At 36.5% G+C, this 22,513-nt stretch carries 40 protein-coding genes; all 40 read left to right on the top strand.

All coding sequences use genetic code 11. From position 1 onward, the window contains the following. Positions 1-56 precede the first annotated feature (56 nt). The 40 genes from tuf to KF896_07270 all read left to right on the top strand — a co-directional run bounded on the left by tuf (position 57) and on the right by KF896_07270 (position 22,421). Complete coding sequence (gene tuf, locus KF896_07465) at positions 57-1,262, top strand: elongation factor Tu (protein ID MBX3043538.1); 1,206 nt, start codon at positions 57-59, stop codon at positions 1,260-1,262. Between the two features lie 37 nt (positions 1,263-1,299). Further along, positions 1,300-1,608 carry a 30S ribosomal protein S10 gene (rpsJ, locus tag KF896_07460; protein ID MBX3043537.1) on the top strand — a complete coding sequence of 103 codons (309 nt, stop codon included), beginning with the start codon at positions 1,300-1,302 and terminating at the stop codon, positions 1,606-1,608. Positions 1,609-1,623: 15 nt separating this feature from the next. Further along, positions 1,624-2,247 carry a 50S ribosomal protein L3 gene (gene rplC / locus KF896_07455; GenBank protein ID MBX3043536.1) on the top strand — a complete coding sequence of 208 codons (624 nt, stop codon included), beginning with the start codon at positions 1,624-1,626 and terminating at the stop codon, positions 2,245-2,247. Positions 2,248-2,254: 7 nt separating this feature from the next. Then, a complete protein-coding gene (gene rplD / locus KF896_07450) occupies positions 2,255-2,881 on the top strand; it encodes a 50S ribosomal protein L4 (protein MBX3043535.1) in 627 nt (208 codons plus the stop codon). A gap of 14 nt (positions 2,882-2,895) precedes the next feature. Continuing rightward, positions 2,896-3,201: a 50S ribosomal protein L23 gene (rplW, locus tag KF896_07445; GenBank protein MBX3043534.1), complete on the top strand. Its 306-nt coding sequence runs from the start codon at positions 2,896-2,898 to the stop codon at positions 3,199-3,201. 32 nt (positions 3,202-3,233) lie between these two features. Next, entirely contained in the window at positions 3,234-4,070 is an 837-nt protein-coding gene (rplB, locus tag KF896_07440) for a 50S ribosomal protein L2 (GenBank protein ID MBX3043533.1), read from the top strand. A 16-nt stretch (positions 4,071-4,086) separates the two neighbouring features. After that, positions 4,087-4,374, top strand: a complete 288-nt coding sequence (gene rpsS, locus KF896_07435; protein ID MBX3043532.1) for a 30S ribosomal protein S19 — start codon at positions 4,087-4,089, stop codon at positions 4,372-4,374. A 22-nt stretch (positions 4,375-4,396) separates the two neighbouring features. Next, on the top strand, positions 4,397-4,789 hold the full coding sequence (gene rplV, locus KF896_07430; protein MBX3043531.1) for a 50S ribosomal protein L22: 393 nt from the start codon (positions 4,397-4,399) through the stop codon (positions 4,787-4,789). 5 nt (positions 4,790-4,794) lie between these two features. After that, a complete protein-coding gene (rpsC, locus tag KF896_07425) occupies positions 4,795-5,430 on the top strand; it encodes a 30S ribosomal protein S3 (GenBank protein ID MBX3043530.1) in 636 nt (211 codons plus the stop codon). 32 nt (positions 5,431-5,462) lie between these two features. Further along, complete coding sequence (rplP, locus tag KF896_07420; GenBank protein ID MBX3043529.1) at positions 5,463-5,894, top strand: 50S ribosomal protein L16; 432 nt, start codon at positions 5,463-5,465, stop codon at positions 5,892-5,894. Beyond that, positions 5,881-6,093, top strand: coding sequence for a 50S ribosomal protein L29 (gene rpmC / locus KF896_07415; GenBank protein ID MBX3043528.1), 213 nt, complete (start codon positions 5,881-5,883; stop codon positions 6,091-6,093). The genes rplP and rpmC overlap by 14 nt, the downstream gene beginning before the upstream one ends. 13 nt (positions 6,094-6,106) lie before the next feature. Next, the gene (gene rpsQ, locus KF896_07410) at positions 6,107-6,394 is read left to right on the top strand and encodes a 30S ribosomal protein S17 (GenBank protein ID MBX3043527.1); all 288 of its coding nucleotides are present in this window, start codon (positions 6,107-6,109) and stop codon (positions 6,392-6,394) included. A gap of 16 nt (positions 6,395-6,410) precedes the next feature. Continuing rightward, positions 6,411-6,779, top strand: coding sequence for a 50S ribosomal protein L14 (gene rplN, locus KF896_07405; protein ID MBX3043526.1), 369 nt, complete (start codon positions 6,411-6,413; stop codon positions 6,777-6,779). A 16-nt stretch (positions 6,780-6,795) separates the two neighbouring features. Further along, positions 6,796-7,116 (top strand): 50S ribosomal protein L24, encoded by a 321-nt coding sequence (locus tag KF896_07400; protein ID MBX3043525.1) that lies wholly within the window; start codon positions 6,796-6,798, stop codon positions 7,114-7,116. Between the two features lie 22 nt (positions 7,117-7,138). Then, positions 7,139-7,795, top strand: coding sequence for a 50S ribosomal protein L5 (rplE, locus tag KF896_07395; GenBank protein MBX3043524.1), 657 nt, complete (start codon positions 7,139-7,141; stop codon positions 7,793-7,795). Positions 7,796-7,816: 21 nt separating this feature from the next. Further along, entirely contained in the window at positions 7,817-8,086 is a 270-nt protein-coding gene (rpsN, locus tag KF896_07390; GenBank protein ID MBX3043523.1) for a 30S ribosomal protein S14, read from the top strand. A gap of 22 nt (positions 8,087-8,108) precedes the next feature. Beyond that, positions 8,109-8,504: a 30S ribosomal protein S8 gene (gene rpsH / locus KF896_07385; protein MBX3043522.1), complete on the top strand. Its 396-nt coding sequence runs from the start codon at positions 8,109-8,111 to the stop codon at positions 8,502-8,504. Positions 8,505-8,523: 19 nt separating this feature from the next. Next, positions 8,524-9,063, top strand: a complete 540-nt coding sequence (gene rplF / locus KF896_07380; GenBank protein MBX3043521.1) for a 50S ribosomal protein L6 — start codon at positions 8,524-8,526, stop codon at positions 9,061-9,063. A gap of 36 nt (positions 9,064-9,099) precedes the next feature. Continuing rightward, positions 9,100-9,471 (top strand): 50S ribosomal protein L18, encoded by a 372-nt coding sequence (gene rplR / locus KF896_07375; protein MBX3043520.1) that lies wholly within the window; start codon positions 9,100-9,102, stop codon positions 9,469-9,471. Positions 9,472-9,495: 24 nt separating this feature from the next. Next, the gene (rpsE, locus tag KF896_07370) at positions 9,496-9,999 is read left to right on the top strand and encodes a 30S ribosomal protein S5 (protein MBX3043519.1); all 504 of its coding nucleotides are present in this window, start codon (positions 9,496-9,498) and stop codon (positions 9,997-9,999) included. A gap of 34 nt (positions 10,000-10,033) precedes the next feature. Then, positions 10,034-10,219 carry a 50S ribosomal protein L30 gene (gene rpmD / locus KF896_07365; protein MBX3043518.1) on the top strand — a complete coding sequence of 62 codons (186 nt, stop codon included), beginning with the start codon at positions 10,034-10,036 and terminating at the stop codon, positions 10,217-10,219. Between the two features lie 14 nt (positions 10,220-10,233). After that, positions 10,234-10,695 carry a 50S ribosomal protein L15 gene (rplO, locus tag KF896_07360; protein ID MBX3043517.1) on the top strand — a complete coding sequence of 154 codons (462 nt, stop codon included), beginning with the start codon at positions 10,234-10,236 and terminating at the stop codon, positions 10,693-10,695. Continuing rightward, positions 10,688-12,034 (top strand): preprotein translocase subunit SecY, encoded by a 1,347-nt coding sequence (secY, locus tag KF896_07355; protein MBX3043516.1) that lies wholly within the window; start codon positions 10,688-10,690, stop codon positions 12,032-12,034. Before rplO ends, secY begins: the two co-directional genes overlap by 8 nt. A gap of 22 nt (positions 12,035-12,056) precedes the next feature. Beyond that, a complete protein-coding gene (infA, locus tag KF896_07350) occupies positions 12,057-12,275 on the top strand; it encodes a translation initiation factor IF-1 (protein MBX3043515.1) in 219 nt (72 codons plus the stop codon). A gap of 10 nt (positions 12,276-12,285) precedes the next feature. Then, a complete protein-coding gene (gene ykgO, locus KF896_07345) occupies positions 12,286-12,402 on the top strand; it encodes a type B 50S ribosomal protein L36 (GenBank protein MBX3043514.1) in 117 nt (38 codons plus the stop codon). 15 nt (positions 12,403-12,417) lie between these two features. Then, on the top strand, positions 12,418-12,792 hold the full coding sequence (rpsM, locus tag KF896_07340) for a 30S ribosomal protein S13 (GenBank protein ID MBX3043513.1): 375 nt from the start codon (positions 12,418-12,420) through the stop codon (positions 12,790-12,792). A 45-nt stretch (positions 12,793-12,837) separates the two neighbouring features. Then, positions 12,838-13,218 carry a 30S ribosomal protein S11 gene (gene rpsK, locus KF896_07335; protein ID MBX3043512.1) on the top strand — a complete coding sequence of 127 codons (381 nt, stop codon included), beginning with the start codon at positions 12,838-12,840 and terminating at the stop codon, positions 13,216-13,218. A gap of 53 nt (positions 13,219-13,271) precedes the next feature. Continuing rightward, on the top strand, positions 13,272-14,291 hold the full coding sequence (locus KF896_07330; GenBank protein MBX3043511.1) for a DNA-directed RNA polymerase subunit alpha: 1,020 nt from the start codon (positions 13,272-13,274) through the stop codon (positions 14,289-14,291). A gap of 36 nt (positions 14,292-14,327) precedes the next feature. Continuing rightward, positions 14,328-15,041 (top strand): 50S ribosomal protein L17, encoded by a 714-nt coding sequence (gene rplQ, locus KF896_07325; GenBank protein ID MBX3043510.1) that lies wholly within the window; start codon positions 14,328-14,330, stop codon positions 15,039-15,041. 81 nt (positions 15,042-15,122) lie between these two features. Continuing rightward, complete coding sequence (locus KF896_07320) at positions 15,123-15,836, top strand: ABC transporter ATP-binding protein (GenBank protein ID MBX3043509.1); 714 nt, start codon at positions 15,123-15,125, stop codon at positions 15,834-15,836. A 133-nt stretch (positions 15,837-15,969) separates the two neighbouring features. Continuing rightward, positions 15,970-16,431: a 30S ribosomal protein S6 gene (rpsF, locus tag KF896_07315; protein ID MBX3043508.1), complete on the top strand. Its 462-nt coding sequence runs from the start codon at positions 15,970-15,972 to the stop codon at positions 16,429-16,431. Positions 16,432-16,481: 50 nt separating this feature from the next. Continuing rightward, positions 16,482-16,931: a 50S ribosomal protein L9 gene (rplI, locus tag KF896_07310; GenBank protein MBX3043507.1), complete on the top strand. Its 450-nt coding sequence runs from the start codon at positions 16,482-16,484 to the stop codon at positions 16,929-16,931. Between the two features lie 127 nt (positions 16,932-17,058). Further along, a complete protein-coding gene (locus KF896_07305) occupies positions 17,059-17,403 on the top strand; it encodes a hypothetical protein (protein ID MBX3043506.1) in 345 nt (114 codons plus the stop codon). A 12-nt stretch (positions 17,404-17,415) separates the two neighbouring features. Continuing rightward, entirely contained in the window at positions 17,416-18,618 is a 1,203-nt protein-coding gene (gene hydF / locus KF896_07300; protein ID MBX3043505.1) for a [FeFe] hydrogenase H-cluster maturation GTPase HydF, read from the top strand. Between the two features lie 263 nt (positions 18,619-18,881). Then, positions 18,882-20,147, top strand: a complete 1,266-nt coding sequence (locus KF896_07295; protein ID MBX3043504.1) for a T9SS type A sorting domain-containing protein — start codon at positions 18,882-18,884, stop codon at positions 20,145-20,147. 124 nt (positions 20,148-20,271) lie between these two features. Then, positions 20,272-20,571, top strand: coding sequence for a helix-turn-helix transcriptional regulator (locus KF896_07290; GenBank protein ID MBX3043503.1), 300 nt, complete (start codon positions 20,272-20,274; stop codon positions 20,569-20,571). A 185-nt stretch (positions 20,572-20,756) separates the two neighbouring features. After that, positions 20,757-20,996 carry a hypothetical protein gene (locus KF896_07285; GenBank protein ID MBX3043502.1) on the top strand — a complete coding sequence of 80 codons (240 nt, stop codon included), beginning with the start codon at positions 20,757-20,759 and terminating at the stop codon, positions 20,994-20,996. Next, positions 20,996-21,397 (top strand): PIN domain-containing protein, encoded by a 402-nt coding sequence (locus tag KF896_07280; protein MBX3043501.1) that lies wholly within the window; start codon positions 20,996-20,998, stop codon positions 21,395-21,397. Before KF896_07285 ends, KF896_07280 begins: the two co-directional genes overlap by 1 nt. A 272-nt stretch (positions 21,398-21,669) precedes the next feature. Next, positions 21,670-21,936 (top strand): UPF0175 family protein, encoded by a 267-nt coding sequence (locus KF896_07275; GenBank protein ID MBX3043500.1) that lies wholly within the window; start codon positions 21,670-21,672, stop codon positions 21,934-21,936. A 2-nt stretch (positions 21,937-21,938) separates the two neighbouring features. Beyond that, positions 21,939-22,421: a DUF3368 domain-containing protein gene (locus tag KF896_07270; GenBank protein ID MBX3043499.1), complete on the top strand. Its 483-nt coding sequence runs from the start codon at positions 21,939-21,941 to the stop codon at positions 22,419-22,421. The last annotated feature ends 92 nt before the right edge of the window (positions 22,422-22,513 follow it).

Below are 22,513 nucleotides of genomic sequence, written 5' to 3'. Positions count from 1 at the left end.
TTTGTAATTGAATTATTTATTTATAAAACTCAGTATTAATTAGGAGCGATGTACTAATGGCTAAAGAAAAATTTGATCGCAGTAAGCCGCACGTGAACGTTGGTACAATTGGTCACGTGGATCATGGTAAAACTACTTTAACCGCTGCCATAACAATGGCATTGTCAAAAAAATCAGGCGGTGAAAAAAGAACATTTGACTCAATTGACAACGCGCCAGAAGAAAAAGCACGTGGAATAACGATTGCTACCGCTCACGTTGAGTATCAGACTGAAGCACGTCACTATGCTCACGTTGACTGTCCCGGTCACGCCGACTATATCAAAAATATGATTACCGGTGCTGCTCAGATGGATGGTGCGATTCTCGTATGTGCTGCAACTGATGGTCCGATGCCACAAACTCGTGAACATATTCTTCTTGCTCGTCAGGTAGGTGTGCCACGTATAGTTGTATTTATGAATAAAGTTGATATCGCTGACCCAGAGCTTCTTGAGCTCGTAGAAATGGAACTTCGTGATCTTCTTTCTTCATATAATTTCCCCGGCGATGAAATTCCGATTATCCCTGGTTCAGCTCTTCATGCTCTTGATGCCGGTGCAGCAGATGCTCCTCTTGATGATGAAAGATACCAGTGTATCTGGAATTTAATGGATGCAGTTGACTCATATATTCCAACACCTATTCGTGATGTTGATAAACCATTCCTTATGCCTGTTGAAGACGTATTCTCAATTACAGGTCGTGGTACTGTAGGAACTGGTAGAATTGAACGCGGTATTGTAAAAGTTAACGAAGAAGTTGAAATCGTTGGTTTCGGTCTTCAAAAGAAAACAACTTGTACTGGTGTTGAAATGTTTCGTAAATTACTCGATGAAGGACGTGCCGGCGATAATGTTGGTCTTCTTCTTCGCGGTGTTGACAAAAATGAATTGGAACGTGGTATGGTTATTATCAAACCGGGTTCAATCAAACCTCACTACAAATTTTCAGCTCAGGTTTACGTATTGAAAAAAGAAGAAGGCGGACGTCACACTCCATTCTTTAATGGTTACCGTCCACAGTTCTATTTCAGAACTACTGACGTAACCGGCTCTATGGAACTTCCGGCTGGCGTAGAAATGGTTATGCCCGGCGACAACCTTGATGCGATTGATATCGAACTTATCACACCTGTTGGTATGGAAGACGGTTTGCGATTTGCTATTCGTGAAGGCGGCAGAACAGTTGGTGCAGGCGTTGTAACTAAAATTAATGAATAAGAAACAGGGATCGTATAAATCTCAAGGATAATACAAAGTGGCAACACAAAGAATAAGAATAAAACTTAAATCATACGATCATAACCTGATTGACAAATCTTCAGAAAGAATTGTTCGGACAGTTAAGCAGACGGGAGCGGTCGTTTCAGGACCGATCCCCCTGCCTACAAAACGCTCGGTTTATACTGTAAATCGTTCGCCACACGTAGATAAAAAATCTAGAGAACAATTTGAGACTAGAATTCATAAAAGATTAATTGACATTTTCAGCTCGACCCAAAAGACAATTGATGCTCTGATGAGACTTGAATTGCCTGCCGGTGTAGATGTTGAAGTGAAAGTGTGATATAGGAGCTAAGTGATGAAAAGTGCTATTTTAGGTAAAAAAGTCGGTATGACAAGTATTTACAATCAGGATGGTGTAGCTGTACCGGTTACTGTTATCGAAGCAGGACCTTGTCCGGTTGTAAATATCAGAACTCCCGAAAGAGACGGCTATAGTGCAATACAGCTTGGCTACGGCAATATCCGTGAAGACAAGGTAAACAAACCTGAAGCAGGTCATTTCAAAAAAGCAGGTGTTACACCTGTCAGACATTTGAAAGAATTTCGTAATCTTGAAAAAGAATATGAAATTGGCGCACAGGTTACTGTAGAAGAATTTAAAGTCGGAGATAAAGTTAAAGTCAGTGGTACAAGCAAAGGACGCGGTTTCCAGGGCGTTGTAAAACGTCACCACTTTGGCGGAGTCGGTATGCAGACACATGGTCAGTCAGATCGCCAACGTCACCCTGGTTCAATCGGTTCATCTTCTTACCCTTCAAGAGTATTCAAGGGTTTAAGAATGGCAGGTCGTATGGGCGGAAAAACAATTTCCATAAGAAATATACAAATATTTGATATTCTACCGGAAAGAAATATTATATTGCTCAAGGGTAGTGTACCCGGACCAAAGAATACTTTGTTAGAAATAGTAAAGGTTTAGGCAAGTTATGCAAGTAGATTTATATTCTAAGGAAGGCGGAGTTATAGGGCAAGTAGAACTGCCGGATTCCATTTTTGCAGTGGAACCCAATGAGCATGCAATGCATCAGGCAGTTGTTGCTTATCTGGCTCATCGCCGTCAGGGTACAGCAAAAACTAAAATTCGTTCCGAAGTTTCAGGTGGCGGCAAAAAACCATGGAAACAAAAGGGAAGAGGAACTGCCCGTTCAGGTTCATCAAGGTCTCCAGTATGGGTCGGCGGTGGTACTGTTCACGGTCCGAAACCTCATGAGTACGTTTATAAATTGCCCAAAAAGGTGAGTCGTCTTGCCAGAAAATCAGCTTACTCATTAAGAGTAACTGAAAACAATCTCATGATTGTTGATGACTTTACTTTTGATGCAATCAAAACTAAACAAATGGCAGGCGTTTTAGATAAATTGTCACTGAGTAGTCTTAAAACTTTGGTATTATTGCCTGATGTGGATTATAATGTCTATATGTCAGGAAGAAATATTCCAAATTTAAGCATCCAGCCGGCTGATAAAATTTCTACTTATGATATTTTAAATCATAGAAAAATTATTATCTTAAAATGCGCTATTAACAAGATTGAAAAAACTTTTGGCAATTAAGGCGGTTTAGAAAAATGATTCAATTGATTAAAAAGCCTATAATTACAGAAAAAGCAATGAACCTTGCTTCTCAAAGACAGTACGTCTTTGAGGTGCATCCTGATGCTAACAAAATTCAGATAAAACAAGCTATTCAGGATATGTTCGATGTAGATATTACAAGTGTTCGCACTGTAAATGTAAAAGGTAAAAACAAAATTAGAATGACTCGCCGCGGTTTAATGCGTGGTAAGACAGCTTCAAAGAAAAAAGCATACGTGACTCTGAAAGAAGGACAACAGATTGAAATCGTGTCCGGAGTAGGCGGAGACAACGAATAAAATTATTATCAATTTCAAGTAAGTTTTGAAAAATGGCAATTAGAACACTAAAACCGATTACGCCGGGTACGAGATTTTACTCAGTAAGTGAATTTAACGAAATCACTACTGACAGACCTCATAAACCGCTGACAGCTCCGATTAAGAAATCGGGCGGCAGAAACAATACCGGTAGAATAACTTCACGTCACAGAGGCGGAGGTCACAAAAGACGTTACAGAATTATAGATTTTAAACGTAATAAACACGGTATTCCGGCTACTATAAAAACTATTGAATATGACCCTAACCGTAATGCACGTATTGCTTTAGTAGAGTACCAAGATGGTGAGTTCAGATATATTCTCGCTCCTGCTAAAATTAAAGTAGGTGATGTGATTATTTCGGGTCCTGATGTAGAATATAAAGATGGCAATGCACTTCCGCTTAAAAAAATTCCTGTTGGTTTGTTCATACATAATGTTGAACTTAAGCCTGGAAAAGGCGGACAGATTGCAAGATCAGCCGGCTCTCAGGTACAACTTGTAGCAAATGAAGGCAGATTCGCACATCTTAAAATGCCATCAGGTGAAATCAGACTGGTTCCAAATGTTTGCTATGCTACTTTAGGTTCAGTTGGCAATGCCGATCATGAAAATATCCTTTGGGGTAAAGCAGGAAGACTTCGCTGGTTTGGTATTCGTCCGCAAACACGCGGTATGGCAATGAACCCGGTAGATCACCCTATGGGTGGTGGTGAAGGTACATCAAAATCAGGTGGTGGTCGTCAGCATCCACGCTCCCCTTGGGGCAAATATGCAAAAGGTTTGAAAACTCGCAGGAACAAACCATCAGATAAGTTAATTATTAGAAACAGAAAGTCAAAATAGTCAAGGATAAAAGAGAATGTCGCGTTCGCTAAAAAAAGGCATCTTTGTTAATTATAAACTACTCAAGAAAGTAGCAGATTTGAACGAAGCCAAAAAGAAACAGGTTGTTAAGACATGGGCTCGCGCTTGTACTATTACTCCTGATTTTGTTGGGCATACTATTGCTGTACATAATGGAAAAAATTTCATACCTGTATATGTGACTGAAAACATGGTAGGTCATAAATTCGGTGAATTTTCCCCAACACGTATATACAGAGGTCATGCCGGTCATAGAAAAGAACAACGTTCAGCTAAAAAGTGATAAATAGGAGATTATTTTAAAAATGGAAGCAAAAGCTCTAAAAAGATATATACCGTCATCACCTCTGAAAATGAGACTTGTGATAGACATGATTCGTGGCAAAAATGCTGCAGAGGCAATTAATATATTAAGATTCTCGCCAAAGCATGCAGCTCGTGTCGCAGAACAGGTATTACGTTCGGCTATCGCCAATCTCAATGTAAAAGCTGAACAGAATGAAATTGCTTTTAATGATGAAGATATTTATGTTAAGACTGCCTTCGTTAACGGTGGACCGGCTGCTAAAAGAATATTACCGGCTCCAATGGGTAGAGCTTTCAGAATCAAAAAACGCTCTAATCATTTGACTATTATTGTAGCGACACCAACAGAGGATGAAAATGTTTCCGGTAACGAATCAAGCAACAAGGAGTAATTAAAGTGGGACAAAAGACTAATCCGATTGGTTTTAGATTAGGTATTATCCGCAATTGGGACGCTAATTGGTTCGACGAGAGAAATGTAGCCGAAAAATTAGCCGAAGATTTCAAAGTAAGAAATTATATTCGCAATCGTAAGAAAAAAGCTGGTATTGCAAGAATTCTTATCGAAAGAACTGCAAAACAAATGCGTATTACTATCAATACTTCAAGACCTGGTGTTATTATTGGTCGTTCAGGTAAAGATATTACTCAGCTTGAAGAAGAATTGAAAAAACTTACCGGAAAAGATGTTAAGATTCTTATCAGCGAAATTAAACGTCCGGAATTAGACGCATTACTTGTTGCTGAAAATATTGGTCAGCAGCTCGAAGGAAGAATATCATTCCGCCGTGCTATGAAAATGGCTGTCTCTTCTACTATGAGAATGGGCGCACAAGGTATTAGAATTATGTGCTCAGGTCGTCTCGGCGGTGCCGAAATGGCAAGGACTGAGCAGTACAAGGAAGGTAGAATTCCACTACATACTTTGCGTGCTGATATTGATTACGGAACAGCCGAAGCTCTTACAATCTATGGTATCATCGGTATCAAAGTATGGATTTGTAAAGGCGAAGTTATCGGAAAACAGCAATAATTATAAGAAATTAAAAAAACGGAAATTAAGTCATGTTATCACCTAAAAGAGTTAAAAGACGCAAAACGTTTCGCGGCAGGATGACCGGAAAGTCATTCAGAGGCTCAACCGTAGCATTCGGTTCATTTGGATTGAAAGCTTTGGAGCCACACTGGATAACTAATCGTCAGATAGAATCTGCACGTATTGCGATTAACAGATACTTAAAACGTGACGGTAAAGTCTGGATAAGAATCTTCCCGGACAAACCCTACACAAAGAAACCTCTCGAAACTCGTATGGGTAAAGGTAAAGGTAGCCCAGAAGGTTGGGTGGCTGTAGTTCGTCCCGGCAGAATTCTATTCGAAGTCGACGGCGTATCGAGAGAACTTGCTGAAGAAGCATTGAGACTCGCTTCTCATAAATTGCCTATAAAAACAAAATTTGTTACACGAACAGATCTGGTTTACAATGAAACCACGTAACGCTAAAGATTTAAAAGAGCTGAACGACGAAGAATTGTCATTGCTTTATACAGAGTCAATCGAAACTCTTTCAAAGCAAAATTTTCAGCACGCTCTAAAGCAATTGCACGATACTGCTTATCTTAATATTTTAAGAAACGATATAGCAAGAATTAAAACCATTTTAAACGAACGTTTAAGAGCTAAGCAAAATGGATAATAATACAGAAATTATGAACAATGAAGTTGCACCTGTAGCAGAAGTAAAGAAAACTGCACACAAGAAAATACTGGTTGGCAGAGTAAAATCTAACAAAGCTGACAAGACAATTACCGTAACTTCAGAGCGACAAGTCAGCCATCCGCTTTATAAAAAATACTATAAAGTTACTAAAAAAGTAATGGCTCACGATGAAAACAACGATTGCAATATCGGTGACCTTGTGAAAATTGTTGAATCAAGACCTTTAAGTGCACATAAGCGTTGGAATCTGGTAGAAATTTTAGAAAGAGCCAAGTAATCAAGGAGTAAATGTTATGGTACAAGAAGAATCTAATCTAACTGTTGCCGATAATTCAGGCGCAAAAAGAATGAGAGTTATCCGAGTTCTTGGTGGTCACGGCAAAAAATATGCAGGACTTGGCGATTTGGTCGTATGCGCTGTAAAAGCGGCTATTCCAAACGGAGCAGTGAAAAAAGGTCAAGTTGTAAAAGCTGTTATAGTTCGCACAGCAAAAGAAGTTGGAAGACGCGATGGCTCATATATCAGATTTGATGATAATGCAGCAGTAATCCTGAATGATAAAGGCGAACCACGCGGTACTCGCATTTTTGGACCGGTTGCTCGAGAGTTGCGTGAAAGGAATTATATGAAAATTGTTTCACTCGCTCCTGAAGTAATTTAAATAAGGTGTAATTGAAATGAAACTAAAAATTAAAAAAAATGACATAGTTGAAGTTATTGCCGGCGATGATAAAGGCAAATCCGGCAGAGTACTTCTGGTTGACCCTAAAAAAATGACAGTCCTCATTGAAGGTGTCAATATACATGTCAGACACGAAAAACCAAGTCAGAGAAATCAGAATGGTGGGCGTATAGAAAAAGAATTTCCAATTCATTATTCAAATGTTCTCGTCATAGATTCAGACAAAAATGCAACACGTGTCGGTTTCAGAAAAGAAACTAAAGGCACTGAAACAAGTACCGTAAGGTATTCTAAAAAAAATAACAAAGTAATTTAAAATTTTAAAGTGATTATCTAAAATGGCTAAGCAGAAAGTACAACAACAAACAGGTAAAGCAGGTTCGAAAAAAGGAGAATTTACTCCGGAGGGTAAAAGGCTTGAAGATGTAAAGCAAACGGCTAAGCCGCCTGTCCCGAGACTTGCAGATTACTACAAAAGTACTGTTGCGCCTGCACTAATGAATAAATTTCAGTTTAAATCTGTTATGCAGGTGCCAAAATTACAAAAGATCTGCCTCAATATGGGCGTCGGTATGGCTACTCAAGACCTTAAAGCACTGCAAAGTGCTATTAATGAGTTAGAGTTAATTTCCGGTCAAAGACCTGTTGTTAGAAAAGCTAAGAAAGCAATTTCTAACTTCAAACTTCGTCAAGGAATGCCTATCGGATGTATGGTTACTCTTCGTGGTGCACGTATGTATGAATTTCTTGATAGATTTATCAATATTGCATCACCGCGTATCCGTGACTTTAGAGGGTTTCCCGATAAAAGTTTCGATGGAAGAGGAAATTATACTGTCGGTATCAAAGAGCAGATTATTTTTCCGGAAATTGATGTAGATAAAGTAAACAGAATCACAGGTTTTGACATTACGTTTGTAATCAAATCACAATCTGATGAAGAATCATTCGCTTTATTATCAGAATTTGGTTTTCCATTCCGTAAGAAAAGTTAAATTTAAGTGGTATAATTATATATGTCTAAAACATCAGTAACCGCACGAAACGAAAAAAGAAGACGCTTAATTGCTAAATATGCAGAAAAACGTCAACTACTCAAAGCAAATGGAGATCTTGAAGGTTTACAAAAATTGCCAAGAAACAGCTCTCCAACAAGACTTAGAAGTCGTTGCGCTCTTACCGGAAGAGGTAGAGCAGTTTATCGTAAATTCGGATTGTGCAGAAATGTATTTCGTCAAATGGCGCTTGAAGGGAAAATCCCGGGCGTTAGAAAGGCAAGTTGGTAAAAATTAATATGGTAAACGAAATATGCCAGTAACAGATCAAATATCAGACTTTTTGACACGTATTCGTAATGCAGGTGCAGCAGGGCATAAAACTGTTGATTCGCCAAGTTCGAATATCAGATATCATATTGCTGAAATCCTGAAAGATCAGGGTTATATTACGGATGTCGAGAAAATTGATGAAGGACCTCAGGGTACGATAAGAGTAACTCTGAGATATTACAAAAGAAAGCCTGCAATTAAGAAAGTTGTCAGGATTAGTAAACCGGGCAGAAGAGTATATTCTTCGGTTGATGAATTACCGAGAGTTTACAACGGTTTGGGTATTGCTATAGTATCTACATCGAAAGGTGTTTTGACAGCTAAGCAAGCACGCAAATTTAATGTCGGCGGTGAAGTTTTATGTACAGTTTGGTAATTTCTGAAGGAGCCGAAAAGTGTCAAGGATTGGTAAGAAACCTATAACAGTTCCTGATAAAGTTAAAGTCAGCTTTAATGAAGGTATAGTTGTTGCAGCAGGACCTCTTGGTCAATTGCAATATAAAATTCCGGAATCTATTAAGTTAAATATGGATGACAATACTATTACTTTCAGCAGAGAAAGCGACGAGCGTCATATTCGCGCTCTTCATGGCTTATCAAGAGCTTTAACTGCTAATATTATAGAAGGTGTTTATAAAGGTTTTGAAAGAAACCTTGTGATAGAAGGTGTGGGCTATAAAGCTGAGTTAAGAAACGGCAAATTGTTTATGTCCCTTGGCTTTTCGCACCCCATATTGATAATTCCGCCCGATGGCATATCATTTGAAGTGCCTACGGCTACAACTATCAAAATAAAAGGTATTGATAAGCAGCTTGTTGGATTATTTGCTGCCAAGATTAGACAGATCAGACCGCCGGAACCATACAAGGGTAAAGGTGTCAGATATCAGGGTGAATATATTCGTCGTAAAGCCGGTAAGACTTCGGCTAAGTAATAAATTTAAAAGCTGATAAAAGTTAGAGAGAAAAAAATGAAAGTTCAATATTTAAAAGCTAAGCGCAGACTGAAAAGAAAAGCTCATGTTCGCTCCCAGATTACCGGTAGTGCTGAGCGACCACGTCTTACAGTCTTTAAGAGTGAATCTCAGATTTACGTTCAGATAATCAACGATGTTGAAGGCAAAACTCTCGTTTCGGCTTCATCTATTGATAAAGAAATTCGTAGTGAAGTGAAAGCCGGTATGACTAAAACTGCTAAAAGTGTACTTGTTGGTAATTACATTGCCAAAAGGGCAAAAGAAGCAAATATTACTAAAGTAGCATTTGACAGAAACGGCTATATTTATCACGGAAGGGTTAAAGCCCTTGCTGATGCCGCACGTCAGGGCGGATTAGAGTTTTAATTTCAGGTAAGGAGAAAATAATAAGTGGTTAATATCAAAGTATCAGAACTCGACCTTAAGGATAAACTTGTTTATGTCGGCAGAACAGCTAAGGTTGTAAAAGGTGGTAGAAGATTTAATTTTTCTGCACTGGTTGTTGTTGGCGATGGCAATGGTCATGTTGGTTTCGGTCTTGGCAAAGCCAGTGAAGTGGTTGACGCAGTAACTAAAGCTACAGAGTCTGCTAAAAAGAATATTGTAAAAGTCAGACTATCTGATAATACTATTCCACATCAGGTTGTTGGAAAATTCGGAGCAGCAAAAGTTCTAGTCAGACCAGCGACTGCCGGTACTGGCGTAATTGCTTCCGGTGGTATCCGTGCTGTTTTGGAATTGGCAGGGGTGCAGGACGTATTGACTAAGAGCCTTGGTTCTTCTAACCCGCATAATACAGTGAAAGCTGCTGTAGCAGCACTTGCTTCACTGGAAGATGCTACAAGTGTTGCCGCTCGTCGTGGTATTGCGGTTGAAAAAGTATTGAACGGCTAATTTTATTGAATAAGCTAACATAAGGTGTAATAAAATGGGTAAACTTAAAATTACTCAAACTAAAAGTGTTATTAAAAGAGTGCACAAACAAAAAAAGACTATCGAAGCTCTCGGGCTTGGAAGGCCTAATTACAGCAATGTATTGCCAGACAACCCACAGACAAGAGGTATGATCGAAGTTGTTAAGCACTTAGTCACAGTAGAAGAAGTTTCAGAATAAAATAAGATAGTAAAATGAAGCATATTGGTAATTTAACCTACGCAGAAGGTGCTAAATCAAAGTCCAAAAGAATAGGACGCGGTCCCGGTTCGGGACATGGCGGTACTTCTACACGCGGTCACAAAGGTCAAAAATCACGCTCCGGCGCCAAGATATCGCGTTTTAAAGAAGGTGGGCAGATGCCTATTAACAGAAGATTACCAAAATTTGGTTTCTTCAATCGCTTTAGAGTGGAATATCAAACTGTTAATGTTTCAAGACTGCAGGAACTTGTTGATAATAACTGCTTCGAAAACAATTCAGTAACTTTTGAATCGTTATTTCAGCTTGGAGTTATTAAAAAGAAAAGTTTACCACTCAAAATTTTGGGAAATGGTGATTTAACTGCAGCTTTGAATATCACAGCACATAAATTTTCAGAGTCAGCTAAGAACAAAATTGAGTCAGCCGGAGGGACCGTAATAATAAATGAGTAAAATTTTACAGACAATTCAGAACATTTTTAAGATTGAAGAGTTAAAAGATCGTATCTTATTTACTCTTGGAATACTAATAGTTGTTCGTATCGGTGCACACATAACTCTTCCGGGTGTTGACGTTACTGTGCTTAAGATGATGATTGCTAATCAGGACTCTAATACTCTTTTCGGTTTGTTTGACTTGTTTGTAGGTGGTGCATTTTCGAATGCTGCAATTTTTGCTCTGGGCATAATGCCATATATTACGGCATCTATCATATTTCAGCTCGCCGGTGTAGTCGTTCCCGAAATTCAAAAAATTCAGAAAGATGGGGAAGATGGCAGAAGAAAAATTAATCAATACACACGTATTTTAACTGTATTTATAGCTGCTCTTCAAGGCTGGGGTATAAGCATAAAACTTGCCAATGACAATGTCGGTGGCATTCCTGTTGTTCCTGAAGCCGGTTTCCTGTTTTCTTTGACTACTATCGTTCTGCTTGCAGGCGGTACTGTATTTATGATGTGGCTTGGTGAACAGATTACCGAACGTGGTATTGGAAACGGCATTTCGCTCATAATCATGATCGGTATTATTGCACAGCTTCCTGTTGCGCTGATGAACGAATGGAATCTCGTAATGACCGGTTCAAGATTGTGGCCTGTTGAATTAGTTGTACTCGCCTTACTTGTTGTTATTATTGCTGCGATAGTGCTGGTAACACAAGGAGCCCGGCGAATACCGGTACAATATGCTAAGCGACAGGTTGGCAATAAAGTGTTCGGCGGCACAACTCAGTATATACCTCTTAGAGTAAATACAGCAGGTGTAATGCCCATCATCTTTGCTCAATCACTTATGTTTATTCCAAATACGGTTGCGACATTTTTTCCGGAAAGTCCATTTTTTAATACCGTAGCAAGATTATTTGACTTTCAGTCATTTTTCTATGCAGGTATATATTTCATAATGATTGTGTTTTTTACATATTTTTATACAGCAATTATTTTCAATCCAAAAGATATTGCCGATAACATGAAAAAGCAGGGTGGCTTTATTCCCGGCATTAGACCCGGAAATAATACCTCTGAATATATCGAGTCAATTCTAACCAGAATTACTCTACCCGGTTCGGTATTCCTTGGTATTGTTGCTGTTATGCCTACGTTTGTTACCTACTTCTTCAAAGTAGATATGCTGTTTGCATCTTTCTTTGGAGGTACAAGTTTGTTAATCATGGTTGGTGTTGCTCTTGATACTCTTCAGCAAATCGAATCACATCTACTGATGCGTCATTATGATGGATTTATGAAAAGCGGTAAGATTCGGGGTAGAACCGGCGTAGGTGGATTTTAAGGATTAATTCGGTAATTTCGTTATGGCAAAACAAGATTTAATAAGAGTTGACGGAGTAATTGACGAAACATTGCCGAATACGCAGTTCATCGTTAAACTTGAAAATGGTCACAAAATACTTGCACATATTTCAGGTAAAATGAGAATGAACTTTATAAAAATATTACAAGGTGATAAGGTTACTGTCGAATTGTCTCCTTATGATCTTTCTAAAGGAAGAATAGTTTACAGGTTTAAATAGAGAGTTAGCCATGAAAGTTCAGGCATCAGTTAAAAAAAGAAATCCTGATGACAAAATTGTTCGCCGAAAGGGTAGAGTTTATGTTATCAATAAGAAAAATCCACGTTTCAAGCAGAGACAAGGTTAATAAAAGGAGTATAGTGTGGCTCGTATTGCCGGTATAGACTTACCAAAGAATAAGAGAGGAATTGTAGGACTAACCTATATATTCGGAATTGGCAGGACTACTTCAGAAAAGGTCTTGAACCAAGCAGGTATTGATTTAGCTAAACGTGTATCAGACTGGAGTGATGATGAAGTTTCAAGAATCAGACAAGTTCTTGATAATTACAAAGTCGAAGGTCAGCTTAGAAGCGAAAATCAAATGAATATTAAGCGTTTGATGGATATTGGCTGCTACCGCGGTCTTCGTCACAGACGCGGACTTCCGGTCAGAGGTCAAAGAACACGTACCAATGCACGTACACGTAAAGGTCGTAAGAAAACAGTTGCCGGAAAGAAAAAAGCAACTAAATAATCTCATTGAGATAATTTGTACATTAAATTTTAGGTAGAAAAAAACGTGGCAAAAAAGAAAGTCAAAAAGAAAGTTGTCTCCGATATACATGGTAAAGCATTTATCAGAGCTACTTTCAATAATGTGCAAGTAACTATAACTGATATGTATGGTAACACCCTTTGTTGGTCTTCCGCAGGTAAGAACGGATTTAGAGGTTCTAAAAAGAACACACCTTATGCCGCTCAGGTTTCAGCAGAAAAATCAGCAAAAGAAGCTTATGATATGGGTTTACGAAAAATTGATGTTATGGTTAAAGGTCCTGGTTCGGGACGTGAAGCCGCTGTTCGTGCGCTAGCTTCGGCAGGTCTCGAAATTCATAGTATTGTTGACCGTACTCCAATACCGCACAATGGTTGTCGTCCGCCAAAAAGAAGAAGAGTATAATTCTGGTGGCATTCATATAATTGTTCACAAATATTAAAGATTGAAATTAATATATGAATACTCAAATGCAAATGCCCGATAGGGTAATAATCGAAGAAACGTCTGCTGAATCACACGGCAGATTCATTATGCAACCTCTGGAACCGGGGTTCGGTGTTACTATTGGTAATGCCTTACGAAGAATATTGCTTTCTTCAATTCCGGGAACTGCTATTATCGGTGTTAAGATTTCCGATGTTTTGCACGAATTTCAGACCATTCACGGTGTAGTTGAGGACACCTCGGAAATAATTCTTAATCTAAAAGAAACTAGAATTAAAACTGCCGATAAAAAATTGACTAAAGTGATGCTCCAATTAAAGGGTCCGGGAAGCTGGACTGCGAAGGATATTCAGGATGCAGCTCCAACTATGGAGGTAATGGACCCTGATAAACATATCGCTACTTTGGCTGAGGATGCAGAATTTGATGTTGAGTTAAGACTTGGTAAAGGTAAGGGATATGTTCCTGCCGAAGAACAAGTTATTACAGACTTCCCTGTCGGTATGCTTCCTATTGACTCGATTTATACTCCAATTAAGAATGTTGTATATTTGATTGAGCCTTTCAGAGTTGGTCAAAGAACCGACTTCGAAAGACTTGTTCTCGATGTCAAGACTGACGGTACTATTTCAGCTCAGGAAGCTGTTCATGCTGCTGCCAAAATTATGAATGACCATATTAAGTTTTTCATTAATTTTGAACAGTTTGAAGAAGAAATGCCGGTTCAGGAAGTTGTTGAAGAAGAAGTTAAAACAGCTGAGCGAAACAGATTGAGGAAAATTCTTCTCACTCCGGTTGAAGAGCTCGAGCTTTCGGTTAGAGCACATAACTGTCTCAAAGCTGCAAGCATTAAAAATCTTTCGGAACTTGTTCAGCTTCAGGAGTCTGAACTACTAAAATTCCGTAATTTTGGCAGAAAATCTCTTGCTGAACTTACAGAAGTAGTTATGCTTAACGGGCTTGAATTTGGTATGAGCGTAGAGCAATACCTGAAAGACGAAAAAGTTGTTCCCGATGGATATATTGATTAATTTTGAATGTATTACTGTTGAAATAGAGTTCTAATCATGAGACACTTAGTATCAGGAAGAAAATTAAAAAGAACCAGCAGCCACAGAAAAGCACTTCTTGCAAATCTGGCTACTGAGCTCTTCAGACATAAGAGTATTAAAACTACAGAAGCAAAAGCCAAAGAATTAAGGTCTTATGCAGAAAGTATTATTACTCGTGCAAAAAATGCACTGCTGAAAGAACAGCAAGGCAAATTGCCTCAAGGTCAAACAATTGATGTTCATAGTAGAAGAATTGTTGGTAAGCATATACGCGTTAAAGAGGTATTGAGTGAGTTGTTTGACTCTATTGCCCCTTCAGTAGTAGATAGAAACGGTGGTTATACACGGGTTATCAAAACAGGTATAAGGCGTGGCGATGCTTCAAAAACAGCTATTATCGAATTGGTTGATTTTTCTGCTCCTCAGGATGGCGCTTCAAGTATGAAGAAAAAGAAAAAAGCTAAAGCTCCTAAACCTGCAAACGAAACTGTAACTCCGGTTGTTGCAGCTGCTGATATTGTTGAGGAAAAAATTGAAGTTGTTTCTCAGGTAGCAGAAGAAGTAATAGCTGACACAGTTGAAACTGTTGAAGAAGTTGTTGAAACTGTTGAATCAGTTATTGAAGAAGCTGGCGAAGTTGTTGAAGAAGTTATACCTTCAAATGAAGAAACGCCTTCTGAAGAGAAATCTTCTGAAGACTCTTCACCTGAAGAAGAAAAGAAAGACTAATTTATTATTAAGAAGTGAAAGTGGCTGTACAAGTGTTAATAATAAATATTAACATTTTTTACAGCCTCTTTTTTATATATGTTGATTTCAGCGAAAAATATTACTAAGTCATTTCAAATTAAGGGTGAAGAAAAAACCGTGGTTCTTCAGGATTTAAATCTTGAAGTCGATAAAGGTCAATTCGTTGCTCTGGTTGGTCCGTCAGGTGTAGGCAAAAGCACCTTGCTATATCTTCTTGGTACTTTAGATAAACCGGATTGTGGTAATATCCTTTTTCAATCAAATGATTGGAATTATGATATAACGGCTATGAATGATTACGAGTTATCTAAGTTAAGAAATAAGATGCTTGGTTTTGTATTTCAATTTAATCAGCTTTTACCGGAATTTACGGCTATTGAAAATGTTATGATTCCTGCATTTATTGCTGGAGTTGGTAAGAAAACAGCAAATGACAAAGCAAAATTCTTACTTGATAAAGTAGGTATGTCGCACCGAATGACTCACAAACCGACAGAATTGTCCGGTGGTGAGCAGCAGAGAATTGCTATAGCACGTGCCTTGATAAACGACCCTGAGATTATTCTGGCGGATGAACCGACCGGAAATCTTGATGCTGCAAATTCAAAAGCTGTTCTTGATTTGTTAGGGCAGATTATGAATGACTATAAATTAACCTGCATTGTGGCTACTCACAGCAGTGATGTTGCATCTGTTGCGGGAAGAATATGCTCAATGGGTTATGGAAAAATTATTGATGAAAGATATTCCAATAATTTATCTGATAAATTTTAGTATAATAAATCTAAGATAACTAAAAAATATTTTGTCAATTTGAAAAAATGTATTATTTTTGTATTTCTGTATTTTGCCATTTCAAATGATTTATATGGCAACAAAAAAGAAAATTAATTAGGAGAAATATTAAATGAATGTTCGCCGTGTTTATGAGTCAACTATAATAGTTAATGCCGCTTTAGAAGATAATGATATTGATGCGGTAATCAATAAAATTACTACTTATTTAGAAAATCATGGCGGTGTGATTCTTGAGATTGATAAGTGGGGGCGTAAAAGGTTAGCTTACCCTATAAACAAAAAGTACAATGGGTACTACGTTCATATCGTATTCGAAACTCTGCCTGTAAATCTACCGATTCTCGAGCGTTTCTTTGTTTTGGAAGATACAGTATTAAGACATCTGACTCTTGTTTTATCAGATAAATTAAGACAACAGAGAAAAGAAAAAGCACTTGCTGAAGGTCATGAATCAGGTACTAAGCTGATTTCAGGTACTGATACTGTTCCTGCTAAGACTGAAGAAAAACAGGTTGAGGACAAGGAAACTGAAAAAGAAGTTGAAAAAATAGTAGAAGAAGTAGAAGCATAGTTTATGCTTGATTATTTTTCTTTCAAAGAAAAAAATAGGATAATATTAAAATGAAAGTCATTCTAAGAAAAGATCTTGTAAATTTAGGCAGTATGGGTGATATTGTAAATGTTCGCGACGGATATGGTCGTAACTATTTAATTCCCAGAGATTATGCATATTATGCGTCTGAAACCGCTATTAAAAGACTCGATATCGAAAAACAACAACGCAATAAAAGACTTGCTCAGGAAAAAGTTTCTGCCGAAACAATTGCTTCTAGTTTGTCTGAAGTACAAGTAAGTATAGCTATGAAAGTTGGTGAAGAAGGTAAACTTTACGGTTCAGTCACTCCAACTATGATCGCTCAGGAATTATCTGCCAAAGGGTTTGATATTGATAAGCGTCATATTGTAATTGAAGATTCAATCAAAACTTTAGGTGTATTTGATGCAAAAGTTAAATTGCATCCTGAAGTTAGTACTAACGTTAAAGTTTGGGTTATCAGCGAAGAAGAATAATTAGGTATATATATATTCTTAAATTTTCAAAAAGCAGGTATTTTCTTAATTCCTGCTTTTTTAGTTTGTTATGTGATAAAATATTTGCTTTCATTTTTCGCATATAATATTTTATAAGGAATTTAATATGGATTATAACGATATAAAACAAATAGCAAGAGCAATTGTGGAAGAGATGGATTCGATACATAATGCTGATTTAGCTCCTAAGTGGGAAGGAGGCTCAATATTCTTTTTGCCAAAAAACAGTGATACACGAGACCATGAACTGCCTATTGATAAGTTGTTTCATAAAATTGTTATGATTAGAGATAATCTACGGGTGCTGGAGCAGCAGATCAATTCTAATGACAATTTGTCTGAAGGTGAAAAAGTAAAGTATCAAAGCTATATTACTAAGTGTTACGGTTCAATGACATCTTTTAATTTCCTTTTCTATGATGAAGAGGATAAATTCAAATCTAAAAAATAACAGGTAAATAAAGTGGCAAAGGGAAAGGAAAATTTGCTTCATATTGGTGTGTTCGGAAGAACAAACTCCGGTAAGAGTTCACTTATTAATACTTTAACAGGGCAGGATTTGGCTATTGTAAGCAAGGTTGCGGGTACAACTACCGATCCGGTTAAAAAATCAATTGAAATTATTGGGCTCGGTAATGTTGTCATTATTGATACAGCAGGTATTGATGACCAAAGCGAACTTGGAATTCTAAGGATAAGAAAGACAGAGGAGATGCTTGAGCTAATTGATATTGCCGTCCTTGTATTTACCGGCGATGATTTTGGTTCTTATGAAACTGATTTAATTCGTCAATTCTGTAAGCGGGATGTCGAGTTTATAATTGTAGCAAATAAGTCTGACTTGTTTACTGCTAATTCCGTAATTGAACAAAAAATAAAGTCTGAATTTCGCAAGAATATAATTCAGGTTTCATCTACAGAAAAAATAAATTTTGACTTATTAATAAATTCCCTAATTGAAATAAGAAAAAATTTAAACTTAATCAGACCATCTCTGTTAAGTGGTCTGGTGGACTATGGCGATGTTGTGCTTTTGGTTACTCCAATTGATAGTGAAGCCCCTGATGGCAGAATGATTCTGCCACAAGTCAACGCAATTAGGGATTCTCTGGATAAAGGTTGTATTACTATTGTGGTAAGAGAGTCTGAACTGGAACTGTTTTTCAAAATGTCAAATCTTAAACCCTCATTAGTTGTTACAGATAGCCAGATGTTTGATTATGTATCTAAGGTCGTACCGAATGATATTATGCTCACCGGGTTTAGCGTTTTGCTTGCAAGGCTTAAAGGCGATTTTGAAGAATATCTTAATGGCACTCCGAAAATATCCGAGCTGAAGGACGGTGACAGGGTTTTATTGCTTGAATCCTGCTCACATACATCAAATTGCGATGATATTGGTAGAGTAAAGATACCAAGGTGGATGAAAAAATTTACGAAAAAAGATTTAGAATTTGATGTAGTAGCAGGCTTGGATAAATTATCTCGACCTATTGAAGATTATGCACTTGTAGTGCAATGCGGAGGCTGTGTTATTACTCGTAAACAACTAATTAACCGGCTTAGAAATGCAAAATCTGCAAGTATTCCTGTGACTAATTATGGTATGGCTATAGCTTATTTGCATGGTGTTTATGACAGGGCTATTCAGCCTTTTACGAAATAATTCAGATAGTCATCCGACTACATGATGGTCAGGGCTATGTAGAACACAAGAAATCCATCAAAAAACTATACCCAAATTGTATATCAACTAAATTATAGTGTATATAATGAAGGTGACGTCTGTTCTACAACTTAATAAACGCGCTCCACGTCCCAAGTACCTCGCCCCAAAAAAAAATTTTGAGATTTTTTTCATTTTCATGTGTTACTATTATTGAAAAGAATGTTATTTTTGAAAAAGTATTTGTGAAATTGGAAAAAATCATGAAAAGATTATTATTTTTAATCGCTGTGCTGTTAATCGGCACTTACTCTCTTTCTGCACAGGAAGACCCTAATGTGATGTGGACTTATGGTCAAGCCAGTTTTTCTACTTATCCGGCAATTCACCTTAATGGAAATGTGCTTATCGGTGACAAAGGCAAAGGTGATGTAATCGAACTTAACGGACTTACTGGGGAATTGATACGAAGAATACCAGTACCTGTATCTGATATTGACCCAAATCAAATTGCTATATCAAAGGATGGTACACGACTCACTATTGCAAAAAAAGTTGTGGATTATGCTACAGGAGAAGTAATTGCAGAATTACCAGAAATTACAGTACTTCCTAAATTTTTGAATCCAAGTAATAATATTCTGGTTTTAGGTATTTATAGCCAGGGACAGAATAGCTGGTTAGTATACAATATTAATGATGGTACTTCAACCGGCTATAAAATACCACATTTAGTAACATCAATAGATGTATCAAATGACGGTCGTTTCTTAGCAGTTGCAAGTAAAGAAACGAGCTTACCAATTAACGAACAACGCACCCACTTTTACCTTTACGATGCCCAAACAATGCAGCTCATACGTGAACTTGAAAATGTATTAGCCGAAGGCAGAACTATTGAGTTCATTCAATTCTCCGAAAATGCTAAGTTTGTGGGGTATGGTCAGTTGACTGGTGGTACTCCTAAAGCAACTTTTTTCTCTTGCGAATCACCTTATAAGAAGTGGGAAGTTAAAACAGAAAAATCAAAACCTTATGGATCGCACGGTATCTGTTTTATAAATAATGATTATGTATATCTTTCATACATACGAGGTGCTCCAAATAATCATTCAGCAATTTATGATATCAACAATGATAAAATAATTTATGAAACAGATTTATACCACTCATATTTCCCGGTTTTTAATCAAAAATATAATAATATTGTAATTAATGGTGCTCTTGCCCTTGACTTTAATAAAATCCTAAATTCTGTCAGTGTTGATGAATCAAATGAGCCAATTAAAAAACTCGTAACTGATTACAGAAATGGGATATTAAAGATTTCAGGATTCGAAAGTATTTCACCGGATATCAAACTATCAATCAATGACATTCAGGGAAATGTGGTATTTTATAAAAAGATACAAACATCTTTAGGAAACAGCATAATGGAAATACCTGTTCAATTACCTTCCGGTGTTTACATCTTGCAGTTTAAGGATGGAAAAAATTACCACAGCGGAAAATTTTTGGTGGTGGAGTGAAATTGAGGGTTTCCATATAAAGAAACTATTTTTGCATTATAAACGTTAAAAAGTATGGACAAAGAAATTAAAAATGCAGAGAATATTAAAGCTAAGTATTTTATAAATAAAAAGGAAAGAAACAGTGAAAAGTAATGAATATAAAACAATTGATGAGCTCGAAGATAAATACATTGGAAAACGTGGCACACCACAGCGTGAAGAATATGAGTTTGATTTGAGTATCGAAATAATTGGTGAGAAGTTGAAACAGTTGAGATTAGAGAGAAAAATTACTCAGGAAGAATTAGGTAAGCTCATAGGCGTGCAGAAAGCACAAATTTCCAAGCTCGAAAGAGGTTCAAGCAGCTCCCGAATATCTACAATTAATAAGGTTTTTAATGCACTTGATGCACAAATAAAATTTCAGGTCGTTAGCTATTAAAAGCTGTAATGCTATTATTTAAGGAGTTTCAAAATGAAACACAAAATGATTTTATTCTTGATTGCTTGATAATAAAATCAATTAATTTCAGAAAAACATTTTGGTGGTGGAGTGAGTTACTGAAATATTATTTATCAATTTTCGTTAAATTTTAAATATTACATATTTAATATAAGAGGTTTAAAATGAGTGTATTGATTGCAGAAAATGTTGTTGAAAATTATTTCAAAATAATAAATAATTGGGATTTTGAGTCAAAGAATAGTTTGATTTTAAAGTTAAATAATTCTCTAAATAAAAAAAGTCATTTTTCACCTGAATTTAGTAAATTATTTGGCGGATGGAATGATAACAGAAATGCTGAAGATATTATTATTGAAATCGAATCTTCGCGTGTCAATCAGAAAGAATTGGAAGTAATGTGATGCGTTATTTGCTTGATACAAATATTTGTATATATTTTTTGAAAGGTCAGTTCAATTTGATAGACACTTTCGCCTCAAAAGGACTTGACAAATTTGCAATTTCTGAAATTACTTATGCAGAGCTTGTTTACGGAGCTGAGAAGAGTCAGAATATTGAAAAAAATTTACTGGTTGTAGAAAATTTTATCAAAAGTATCCCAATTTTGCCAATATTTCCCGGATTAAAAATTTATGCTAAAGAAAAGGCAAGATTAAGAAATTTAGGATTGCCAATAAGCGATTTTGATGTATTAATAGCTTCTACTGCAATTTATAATGATATGGTTTTAATCACAAGGAATATTAAGGAGTTTGAACGAATTCAAAATCTAAAATATGAAAACTGGATAGATGAAAATTAATCTGCTTTTTGTATAATATCACATTGATTTTTCTGTGTTATACTTTCGGGGAAAAGGATAGTGAAATTTAGTATTTCATAAACAGGTGCAAACATCTTTAGGAAACAGCATAATGGAAATACCTGTTCAATTTCCGTCCGGTGTTTACATTTTGCAGTTGCAATATGGAAAAAATTACCATAGCGGAAAATTTTTAGTGGTGGAGTGAAGTTTGAAATATTCAAAGATAATTAACGTTTATAATTTATTTGTAAAATTAGTGGCGAAATAGAATGTCAACAATTACTATACCTATTGAAATACCTAAAGAATTACTTGTTGCAGTCAATGACTCAGAACAAGGTTTAAAAGGAATTGTCAAAACTGTAACCGCTGCATTTCTTTATAAACATAACAAACTAACTCTTGGCAAGGCAATCGAATTATCTGGATTATCAAGGTACATGTTTGAGCAATTTCTAATTAAAGAAAAAATATCCATAAATTCTACTACAATTGATGACGTATTATCTGATATTGAAAAGCTTAAGGATATATAAAATTGAAAATTGTAATTGCCGATACAACTTCGCTAATCTCACTTTTACTTGTTGACAAACTTGATTTAATTGAAAAATCAATCGGACAATATTTTATTCCTGAAGCAGTTTGGAATGAGTTAGTAAATTATTCAAATCCTAATTTCGACCTTAGAAATCTTCCTGAAATTAAAAATCATGTATTAAAAATTCACACAAAAAATTATTTACATTCAATCATGGATTTGGGTGAGTCAGAAGCTGTAACGTTGTATAACGAAATGGGTGCTGATTTCTTACTTACAGATGATAACAAAGCCAGACAAATTGCTGAATCAATTGGAGTTAATTGTATAGGTTCAATTGGACTTCTCATCAAATCAAAAGAAAACGGCTTATTAACTGAATTGAGAAACATTTTTGAAATTTGGTTTAACAACGGCAGATATTTCTCCAAAAGTCTTCTAAATGAAATACTAAAAAAGTATGATGAAGAGCTGATTTAGAATGTATTCAATTGTAATATTCAATTTTTCGAAAAATGGATTTTTTTCATTTTGAAAATAATTATGATAGCGGAAAATTTTTGGTGGTGGAG

The sequence above is a fragment of the Ignavibacteriota bacterium genome, assembly GCA_019637995.1.
Lineage (GTDB): Bacteria > Bacteroidota > Ignavibacteria > Kapaibacteriales > UBA2268 > JANJTB01.
This window is presented reverse-complemented; position numbering and strand designations above follow the sequence as displayed.